Origin of the sequence: Corynebacterium sp. HMSC061H03, from assembly GCF_001838215.1 — a bacterium.
Taxonomy (GTDB): Bacteria; Actinomycetota; Actinomycetes; order Mycobacteriales; family Mycobacteriaceae; genus Corynebacterium; species Corynebacterium jeikeium_D.
In genome coordinates this window covers 40,649-50,793 of the sequence record NZ_KV836045.1, presented here as the reverse complement: position 1 = coordinate 50,793, position 10,145 = coordinate 40,649, and the positions used below count along the sequence as shown (strand labels likewise).

Here is a 10,145-nt window from a genome sequence, read left to right as displayed (position 1 = left end):
CATTTTTGTCATAAACGCAGTCAGTAACTCGGCGTTCTTGCCCCCTCCCCGTCTACATCCCCAAAACGCAAAAATCCCCCGGCCTTACGACCGGGGGATTTTGTTCCTTGTGGAGCTTAGGGGAATCGAACCCCTGACCTCCTGCTTGCAAAGCAGGTGCTCTACCAATTGAGCTAAAGCCCCGTACACCGAGCAATTATACCTTGTTCGGCAGTGGGCCTAGGAGGACTTGAACCTCCGACCCCTTCGTTATCAGCGAAGTGCTCTAACCGCCTGAGCTATAGGCCCCGTGGAACGAGATATAACTTAACCCGTAACCATGACACTTCACAAATCGCCTGGTCAGAGGCCTAAATATTGAGTTAAAAAGCAGTCATTAAGTAGTCATTACGGCTACTCCATAACCAGATCACTGAAAACACCTCTGAACCAACGCGGCCCCGGGGCCACCGAACGGGGGTGACACCGGGGCCAGCGGGAGGCTAGGCAGCCTAGTCGTCGTCGGCAAGCGAAATCTTGAGACCTCCGACGAGACCGCCGCAAGCGTTGTAGATGACCGCGCCGAGGGCCATGAGCCCAATCGACAGCACCCACCACAGCGCTCCTACAGCGGCCGCCAGGCCAAGGACGAGACCCGCGCTGATGGAATCCTCCCCGCCGACCATTTCACTAATCGGAGCGAGCAATCCCATCCCGGAGAGCAAGAGGTAGAGCAGGCCAACCGCGGCAAGCCAGACGAGGAAGCCAATGAAACCAGTGGCCGCCGTAATGCGCATGGCGGACCAGGGGCTCACCTTGTCGACTACCAAGTTAGTTTCGGCCATACGCTTACTCCTTCTCCGCCTCCGAGTCACCGGACTCAGCGGCACCGGTGCTCTTGGTCGCGCCGGTGCGCTTCGGGACTACGTCCAAGGTTCCGGCCTCAGAGACCTTAGAAGCGGTCTCTTCGCCCTCATCCTCGACGTTGCGGTCGATAGCCAGCAGTTCCACGCCGTCAGCGAGGTTGACCAGGCGCACGCCCTTAGTGGCACGCGAGGTGGCGCGAATCTCGTTGACGTTGGTGCGGATGATGTCGCCGGCGGAGGTGACAGCGAAGATTTCGTCGTCGTTGTCGACCACCAGGGCGCCCATCAGCGGACCACGCTTCGGGTCGTACTTGAGCGTCAGCACGCCCATACCGCCACGGTTCTGCGGGGTGTACTCGCTGAGCTTGGTCTTCTTGCCGAAGCCACCGGTCGTGGCGACCAGCAGGTTGTGCTCTTCCTCGACCACGACCATGCTGAGCAGCTTGTCGTCGCCCTTGAAGCGCATACCCTGGACACCGGCAGTGGCGCGGCCCATCGGGCGCAGCGCGTCGTCGGAGGCGGTGAAGCGAATGGCCTGGCCACGCTCGGAGACGAGCAGCAGGTCATCGTCAGCAGAGCACAGACGAGCACCGATGAGGGAGTCGCCTTCGCGCAGGTTGATGGCAATCAGGCCAGCGGAGCGAGCGGACTCGTAGTCCTCCAGGCGAGACTTCTTGACCTTGCCCTCGCTGGTAGCCAGCACCAGGTACGGGCTGTCCTGGTAGCTCTGAATCTGCAGCACCTCGGCGATGCGCTCCTCCGGCTGGAACTCCAGCAGATTGGCGACATGCTGGCCGCGGGCGGCGCGAGTGGCCTCCGGCAGTTCATAGGCCTTGAGGCGGTAGACGCGCCCCTTGTTGGTGAAGAACAGAATCCAGTCGTGCGTGGAGCAGACGAAGAAGTGGCGGACGATGTCGTCCTGCTTCAGGTCCGCACCGCGCACGCCCTTGCCACCACGGCGCTGTGCCTTGTAGGCATCGACCTTGGTGCGCTTGGCGTAGCCCGTGGAGGTAATGGTCACGACCACGTTTTCGCGGGCGATGAGGTCCTCTTCGGTGACGTCGCCCTCAGCGGCCACGATCTGGGTACGACGGTCATCGCCGTACTTCTCCACGACCTCGCCCAGCTCTTCCTTAACGATGGCGCGCTGACGCTCCGGCTTGGCCAGGATGTCCTTCAGGTCGGCGATCTCGAGCTCGATCTCAGCCAACTCGTCAATGATCTTCTGGCGCTCCAGAGCAGCCAGGCGACGCAACTGCATCGCCAAAATGGCGTCAGCCTGAATCTCGTCGATGTCGAGCAGACCCATCAGGCCCGTGCGCGCGGTATCAACCGTGGCGGACCGGCGAATCAGGGCGATGACCTCGTCCAACATATCCAGAGCCTTGACCAGGCCGCGCAGGATATGGGCGCGCTTTTCCTTCTCGTCCAGGCGGAACTGGGTCCGTCGAACAATGACCTCAATCTGGTGGGCGACATACAGCGTCACCATCTGGTCAATGCGCAGCGTACGAGGCACACCGTCGACGATGGCGAGCATGTTCGCACCGAAGCTGGTCTGCAGCTGGGAGTGCTTGTACAGGTTGTTCAGCACCACACGCGGTACGGCGTCGCGCTTGAGCTTGACGACGATACGCATGCCCCACTTCAGGTCAGATTCGTCATCAATCGAGGCAATGCCCTGCAGACGCCCGTCCTTGACCTGATCCGCGATGTTGGCAATCATGCGGTCCGGGTTGACCTGGTACGGCAGCTCAGTGATGACAATCGACTGACGAGTGCCCTCCTGCTCAATCGAGGTCACACCGCGCATGCGAATCGAACCACGGCCGGTGGTGTAGGCCTCCTTGATGCCCTTATCGCCGACAATTTGGGCGGCAGTTGGGAAATCCGGGCCCTTGATGCGCTCCATGACCGCATCCAGCGTGGTCTTTTCATCCGCTTCCGGGTTGTCCAGGCACCAGTTGATGGCATCCGCGACCTCACGCAGGTTGTGCGGTGGGATATTGGTGGCCATACCGACGGCAATACCGCCAGAGCCGTTCATCAACAGCTGCGGGACACGCGACGGCAGAATAACCGGCTCTGTCGTACGACCGTCATAGTTCGGCTGGAAATCGACGGTGTTTTCGCGAATGTCGCGCACCATTTCCATGGCCAACGGCGTCAGACGAGCCTCGGTGTAACGCATAGCTGCGGGGCCGTCGTCACCGCGGGAGCCGAAGTTACCCTGACCGTCGACAAGCGGATAGCGCATGGACCACGGCTGCGCCATGCGCACCATGGTGTCGTAAATAGCTCTGTCGCCGTGCGGGTGGTAGTTACCCATCGTGTCCGAAACCGGCTTTGCGGACTTCACATAGCCGCGCTCCGGGCGGTAGCCGTTGTCGAACATGGCGTAGAGAATGCGGCGGTGCACCGGCTTGAGACCATCACGGATCTCCGGCAGCGCACGGCCAACAATCACGCTCATGGCGTAGTCGATATAGCTCGACTGCATCTCTTCATTGATGTCGATCGGGCGAACCTGGTGGCCCAATACTCCACTTCCGAAAGATGAGCCGTCGTTGTTGTTATCGTCGCTCAATGACTGCTTCCTTTACTTAAAAGAGGTTCGCATCCATTCTACAGGGCTTTAGAGCCCGCTTTACGACGCCGTGTGCAACTTTTCGATACCATTGTGGTATCAAATCTGGGGTTTTAGGCCTAGTAGAGACGAATAAGACGGCACAAGCTAGGCAGCAAGGAGCAAATGCGATGGCGATGACCTTGAGACTCACGAAAGAACAGGACACCGCTCTGGCGCTGCTGGCGCACATGGAGGGCGTGTCTAAACACGAGGCCGTCATTCGCGCCATCGAATCCGCCGCCACGAGAGCCCTTCAACAAGGTCAGGCCCGGGAAATTACGGCAAGCGTAATTGATACCGACATGGCGCTGCTGCGAAAGTTGAGCTCCCCAAGGCCCCGCGGAGTACAAGAATGAGCGCGCCCCAGATTCAGCCTCTCAGCGAGGCCGCTATCCTGGCGGCTACCGATGAACTGGTGGCCACAGTGCCGGAATTGGCCGACGCTACACTTGCGAGGCCGTGGACAATCAGCGCTATTGTCGCCGCCAGCTCAGGAGTCATTGCTGGTCACCGTAGCTTTCCCGCGATTTCTGCGGCAGCGCAGGCGGTCGCTTACGCAACGTTTCACGTGAAACCACTAAGTTTTGGCAACACCGCACTGGGCGCACTACTTGCACACATACTCCTCACCACCAACGGCGAAGAGCTGTCATTCGCAGAGACGTGGGAGCTAGTCAAAGGTGGCACTTAGCCGGGGACAGGGCCTAGTCACCCTTTCGGGTAAACGGGCTCGTCGGAATGCGATTGCCGGACTCCAGCCGGCCCGTGTAATACGCCGTGGCCTCACCTTCAGTCAGCTCGACCTCGTACCAGCCATCACGGACATAATCAGCCGTCCGGTCTTGCCCGCCAACCAGAACACGTCCCGCCGCGTGCTCCAAAGTGACTTCCGGCAACGCCTTCGCCGTCTTGCTGAATACACGCAGGAAGCGGTCCGGGCCGCACACGGTAAGTTCGCGCTCCAGGAGTCCAATTCGCAGCTCTAACGTACCGAGCACCGTGTGATGCTCCACCCTATTGCCACTGTAAACAGCAAAAACAGCCTCACGGGAACCGTCATTGACCAGTACAAGATTGCCGTCTTTGAGGTAGGCGTGCAGCCGGTACGGTGTCGGCAGCGCGGTCGCCTGCTCGGACTCCTGCACAGGATAGTCACCGGCCGGCTCCGCCTCCCAGCGCTTCACAAACTCCGGCGCTGGTCCCGGCTGCTCTGGAAGCTGCATTCCCGTAGACGCCGAGAAGTCCAGTGTGGATACCAAATCACCACATACCCGACGACGCCAATCAGTGATATTTCCGCAGCTCACGCCGGTGACTTGCTCCAGGAAACGGATCACCGAAGTGTGATCGAAGACCTCTGAGGACACCAAACCACCCACCGACCACGGTGAAATGACAGTCATCGGGACGCGGAAACCGAGCCCCTTCGGCTTGCCCAGGTACCACTCCCCCGGCTCATTCTTCGGCGGCAGCGGCGGCACCACATGGTCGAAGTAACCATCAAACTCGTCAAAGTTAATCAGGAAGATGGTCTTGGCCCACACCTCCGGGTTGGAGGCCAACGCATCCAACAGGCGGTAAGTGATATTCGCCGACTGAATCGGCGAGGACGCTCCCGGGTGCTCGCTTTCCGCGGCCGACGGCACAATCCAGGACACCTTTGGCAGCTCCCCAGATTCAACATCCCGTCGGAAAGCGTCGGTTAGCGTGCCCGGCTGGCGGCGGTGCAGCGCGCGATCATAGAGATCCCGTTCCGCCTCAGGCAGCTTCTCCACAGCGGCATTCAGGCGGTCGACCATCTGCTGCTGCTCTGCAGTTGGCGGCATCCCATCGCCCAGTTCCAGCAGCTCCTCGTGGAAGCCCGTCATGTCGAGACCAGGCAGCCCGGCCTCACGAATGACCTTGCGGCCAATATTTCGAAACGCGGCGAAGAAATCCAGGTTGTTGTCCGTGTAGTTATCCCACTCCTGGTAGACGCGCCATGGCACCCCAGCCGCCGAGAGATCCTCGGCATACGTGCGCCACCTGTACCCCGGGTGCGTCGGCTCGTACGCCGCATTGCCAACCGCTCCAGTCCCCCACGGTTCCTTTCGGGTATCACCCGAAAACAGGTAGTTGCGGTTCGGGCTTGTCGACGTAGGCATCGAGGAAAAGTAACCATCGCAGATAGTGAACGTCTCTGCGAGAGCGAATTGGAACGCGATGTCCTGACGGTCATAACAGGCCATCGTGCCCTTGCCCTTGGCCTCGATCCAGCCGTTACAGCGGCCGCCGTTTAGTGCAACCTGCCCGTCTTCCCAACCGTGCGGCAAACTTGCAATGTACTCCACCGAGAGATCACCGCGATTAGCGGCGTTGCGAATCAGGTATGGACTGACCCCACTCTGGTTGAAAACGCCCGGCAAAGCGGAATTGTCGTTGTACCCCCGCACACCTCGGAGCGTGCCGAAGTAGTGATCAAAAGAGCGGTTTTCCTGCATCAACACGACAACGTGCTCAACCTGGTCGAGGGAGCCAGCCGGTCGGGGCTGCGCGAGTGCATGGAGCAACGATGGCGGCAGCAGCGTGCTCGCAGCCGCTGCAGCACCGACTCCAGCGGCGGTCTGCAGGAAGTGCCGACGGGAAAATTCAGATATATTTTTAGGTGAAGTTGCCATAGGCATCTACGTTAAGAAGCGCAGATTACAGGCTGGAAAATTGTGGTTTAAATTTCCTCAATAAACCGCTCTAGACGGTCAACCACAGCCTGCGGCTCACGCGCCCAGCGATTGTGGCCCAGCCGCTGCTCAATGAACTCGTACTTTGCCGAATTCGGCAGCATCCGTGCCAGCGCCTGTGCGGAGGCCTCCGGGCAGTCACGGTCACCACCACAGTTCAGCAGCAGCGCCGGGGTAGTTACTTTCGGCATCTCAGCGGCATAGTCGATGTCTGCACCCCGTGGTCGCAGCAAGCCCGTGCGCGAGAAGCGCGCCCACTCCACCACATGGTTACGGGCCTGGCGGCCGTAGCCGGCCACATCAAACCTGCCCGCCGGCCAATAACCCAGAATCTGGGACACCACCTGCATAAACGGTGCTCCGTAGCGAAGCCGCTTGTACTCGTTGCCAGTAAAACACCTATAGTGCGGGGTGCCGGATCCGACCATCACCACGCCGGCCACATCCGCTTCCGGTCGGGCCAAATACAGAGAAGCAATCTGGCCGCCCATGGAATGACACAGCAAATAAACGGGAAGCTTCTCCCCTGCTGCCAGATGGTCGAATTCCTTCCGAGCACGAGCCACGGCCAACGGGTAATCCACCGATGCGAGATCCTGGTAGCCCCAATTGTGACGGCGGGTGGCCACTGCAGTCTGGTTACCCTGGCCACGCAACTCCGAGGTCAGGACGCAAAAACCTCGGCGCTGTAACTCTTGGGCAATCGGCCGGTAGTAGCGAGCACCCATGCCAAAGCCCGGCCAAATAACGACAATGCCCCGAGGCGAACCTTCGGGAAACCGAAGCGCCATCGGGGTCACGGAGCCATCTGGCAATGTCTCCTGCACAATACGTGGCTCGACTGGCGGTTCCCCGTTGACCATGCTTCCCCGAGTATCTTCCATTTCATAAACATTAATGGCTGAACGGAGGTTTTGTCAGGGGAACCGACAAGCCGATAACCAGACTTGGTATCGGCTTAGACGTCGAGGAAGCGAACGTCCTTCGCATTACGGGTGATGAACGAACGTCGTGAAGCGACGTCATCGCCCATCAGAATGGTGAACAGTTCGTCCGCCTTCTGCGCGTCCTCGAGGGCGACCTTACGCAGCACACGGTGATCCGGATCCATGGTGGTATCCCACAGCTCGGCGGCGTTCATCTCACCGAGACCCTTGTAACGCTGAACACCATCGTCCTTGTTGATCTTGCGATTGGCAGCCAGCCCCTCTTCCAGCAGCTGATCGCGCTCAGCATCTGAGTAGGCGTAGCCCGGCTCACCCTTGGCCCACTTGAGCTTGTACAGCGGCGGCTGGGCGAGGTAGACGTGCCCTTCATCAATCAGCGGACGCATCAGGCGGAACAGCAGCGTCAGTAGCAGCGTGGCAATGTGCTGACCATCGACGTCGGCGTCGGCCATCAGCACAATCTTGTGGTAGCGCAGCTTCTCGATGTCGAACTCGTCGTGAATACCGGTGCCCAGCGCCGTAATAATGGCCTGGACCTCGTTATTCTTCAGCGTCTTATCCAGGCGCGCCTTCTCGACGTTCAAGATCTTACCGCGCAGCGGCAAAATGGCCTGGAACAGCGAGTTTCGGCCTGCCTTTGCAGAACCACCTGCGGAGTCACCCTCCACGATGAACAGCTCGGACTGCTTCGGATCCTTCGAACGGCAGTCCGCCAACTTACCCGGAAGACCGCCAAGATCGGTCGCGGACTTACGACGCACCAGGTCACGAGCCTTACGAGCCGCCTGACGGGCATGTGCCGAAGCAATGGCCTTGTTAACAATGGCCTTGGCCTCGGCCGGATTGGCCTCTAGCCAGTGACCGATGTGCTCATTAGTCATGCGCTGGACGAAGGAACGCACCTCGGTGTTACCCAGCTTCGTCTTCGTCTGGCCCTCGAACTGCGGATCGGCGACCTTCACCGAAATCACGGCAGCGAGACCTTCACGGCAGTCCTCGCCGGAGAGGTTGTTTTCCTTCTCCTTCAACAGGCGGTGCTCACGCGCATAGCGGTTCATCAGCGATGTCAACGCAGAACGGAAGCCCTCTTCGTGCGTGCCACCCTCAATGGTGTTAATGGTGTTGGCGAAGGTGTGCACCGACTCGGAGTAACCCGAGTTCCACTGCATGGCGATCTCGACCTCATGGCCGTCACCTGCAGCATCGAAGGAAATGATGGTCGGGTGGATAATGTTCTTCGACTTGTTCAGAGTCTCGACATAGTCCCGCAGACCATTCGGGTAGTGGAAGACCTTGCGGCGCTCCTTCGGCTTGGTGGTCTTCTCTGCCTTCTCCTTCTGCTCCTCAACCGCATCCTTGGCGATTTCAGCGGATTCGGTCTCCGCCTGCTCCGCCAGAGCCTCGGCCTCGAGCTCCTCCTCGGAGACACGCTTGTCCACCAACGTGATGGTCAGGCCCTTGTTCAAAAACGCCATCTCGCGCAGGCGGCGAGAAATGGTGTCGAACTTGAAATCGGTGGTCTCAAAAATCTCCGGGTCCGGCCAGAAACGCTGCGTGGTACCCGAACCGCGAGTCTTCTTACCTCGGATAATTTCTTCCGGAACAGCCTGGTCGAAGTTCTGGTACCAGGTGTAGCCATCGCGGATGACCTCGGTTTCCATGCGCGTCGACAGCGCGTTAACCACCGAAATACCCACACCGTGCAGACCACCGGAAACAGCGTAGGACTCGGAGTCAAACTTGCCGCCGGCGTGCAGCTGAGTCATAACCACCTGCACCGTCGGCATACCCGACGGGTGCATTTCGACAGGAATACCACGGCCGTTATCGCGGACCTGAACGCCGCCGTCTTCCAGCAGAGTGACCTCAACATCGGTGGCGTAACCCGCCATCGCCTCGTCGACGGAGTTGTCTACAACCTCCCACACCAGGTGGTGCAAACCACGCTCACCAGTCGAGCCAATGTACATACCCGGCCGCTTACGCACGGCCTCGAGGCCCTCGAGGATGGTAATCGATGAGGCGTCATATTGATGTTCGGTAGCAGCCACGGTTCGGCGCGTCTCCTATTCTTGGTTCTCTCCCCGCGCAACATTCGTCAGCGCGCGAAAAATAGGCCGGCGGTCAAGTGCTATCAGCGCCAGCCAGAACCACCTAGGACTACTAGATAGGTCTGGCTAGTTTGGAAGTCGATAACGTCTCAAGAACCGCCTGCCGGTTTTCTCCTGCCCATCTTACCCCAACGTAGTCCCCTACTGTGGATATAGCCGATGCGCTCAAAGGACCAAATTTCGCAGTTTTACGCATACCGACGGCTAATCGTAGACCGTTTACCGACCTTTACCCGTAAGTATCACGCGGTCCTCGGCCCTCGATGTGCAATTTGCCCTTGCGCCAATTCGGCGCTTTTGGCCCAAGCACCTTAATTTCCTCAACCACTCCATCCCCGACGCGTTCCGCAATCGACTTCAAAACCTGTCGCTGTGCTAGCCGCAGCTGTGTTGCCCATGCTGTCGATTGGCACTCGACCACCAAAGTGCCGTCCTTGAACTCCTTGACCTGGGAGTGTTCCGCGACAACCTTGCCGACCATCGAATCCCACTCCGTCATGATCACACCGTGGGCAATATGGATCTGCCAGCCGCGATCAACTACTGCCTTATTCAGCACCGCACCAATCGGCGCAGGTCGACGGTCATATTTCCGGTACAGCCGAATCCCCGCCTCCTTCAATAGGCTCGGCGAAATCACCGTACCGGCACGATCTCGTACCACTGCTTGCGCTGCCCGCTGCTTATCGACGTCCGCAACAATCCCCTCCGCGGCCTTCACAGGCACACGGCTATCGAGGCCAGACCACGAGCCCTTCTTCTTCGGTGGCCGCTGGAGATTCGGTAACTTGTGACCGCCCTCCTTAGCGGCATCGCGCATGCGGAAGAAAGCGTCGCTAATCAGGTCCTTTTCTTCTTCCGGTGAGTTATCCGGCTCCATGTTCTCGACCATACCC

Annotated in this window: 8 protein-coding genes and 2 tRNA genes; 2 read left to right on the top strand and 8 right to left on the bottom strand. The window is 59.4% G+C overall.

Annotation, left to right across the window (positions count from 1 at the left end; all coding sequences use genetic code 11):
* Positions 1–110: 110 nt before the first annotated feature.
* From HMPREF2787_RS00215 to gyrA, 4 genes are all read right to left on the bottom strand, one after another.
* Positions 111–183, bottom strand: a tRNA-Ala gene (locus HMPREF2787_RS00215).
* Between the two features lie 31 nt (positions 184–214).
* A tRNA-Ile gene (locus tag HMPREF2787_RS00210) sits at positions 215–288 on the bottom strand.
* Positions 289–491: 203 nt separating this feature from the next.
* Positions 492–824 carry a DUF3566 domain-containing protein gene (locus HMPREF2787_RS00205; RefSeq protein ID WP_049189406.1) on the bottom strand — a complete coding sequence of 111 codons (333 nt, stop codon included), beginning with the start codon at positions 822–824 and terminating at the stop codon, positions 492–494.
* A gap of 4 nt (positions 825–828) precedes the next feature.
* Positions 829–3,345, bottom strand: coding sequence for a DNA gyrase subunit A (gene gyrA / locus HMPREF2787_RS00200; protein WP_246824105.1), 2,517 nt, complete (start codon positions 3,343–3,345; stop codon positions 829–831).
* A gap of 257 nt (positions 3,346–3,602) precedes the next feature.
* On the opposite strand from gyrA, the gene HMPREF2787_RS00195 reads away from it, so the two are divergent.
* Both HMPREF2787_RS00195 and HMPREF2787_RS00190 read left to right on the top strand, forming a co-directional pair.
* Positions 3,603–3,830, top strand: coding sequence for a hypothetical protein (locus HMPREF2787_RS00195; protein WP_049170125.1), 228 nt, complete (start codon positions 3,603–3,605; stop codon positions 3,828–3,830).
* On the top strand, positions 3,827–4,165 hold the full coding sequence (locus tag HMPREF2787_RS00190) for a hypothetical protein (RefSeq protein WP_070595880.1): 339 nt from the start codon (positions 3,827–3,829) through the stop codon (positions 4,163–4,165). Before HMPREF2787_RS00195 ends, HMPREF2787_RS00190 begins: the two co-directional genes overlap by 4 nt.
* Before the next feature lie 13 nt (positions 4,166–4,178).
* On the opposite strand, the gene HMPREF2787_RS00185 is transcribed toward HMPREF2787_RS00190, so the two are convergent.
* The 4 genes from HMPREF2787_RS00185 to HMPREF2787_RS00170 form a co-directional block, all read right to left on the bottom strand.
* Positions 4,179–6,131: an alkaline phosphatase family protein gene (locus tag HMPREF2787_RS00185; RefSeq protein WP_070858076.1), complete on the bottom strand. Its 1,953-nt coding sequence runs from the start codon at positions 6,129–6,131 to the stop codon at positions 4,179–4,181.
* A gap of 47 nt (positions 6,132–6,178) precedes the next feature.
* Complete coding sequence (locus HMPREF2787_RS00180; RefSeq protein WP_369449440.1) at positions 6,179–7,075, bottom strand: alpha/beta fold hydrolase; 897 nt, start codon at positions 7,073–7,075, stop codon at positions 6,179–6,181.
* 74 nt (positions 7,076–7,149) lie between these two features.
* Entirely contained in the window at positions 7,150–9,189 is a 2,040-nt protein-coding gene (gene gyrB / locus HMPREF2787_RS00175; RefSeq protein ID WP_016421743.1) for a DNA topoisomerase (ATP-hydrolyzing) subunit B, read from the bottom strand.
* Between the two features lie 289 nt (positions 9,190–9,478).
* The gene (locus HMPREF2787_RS00170) at positions 9,479–10,141 is read right to left on the bottom strand and encodes a DciA family protein (protein ID WP_049170117.1); all 663 of its coding nucleotides are present in this window, start codon (positions 10,139–10,141) and stop codon (positions 9,479–9,481) included.
* Positions 10,142–10,145 lie beyond the last annotated feature (4 nt).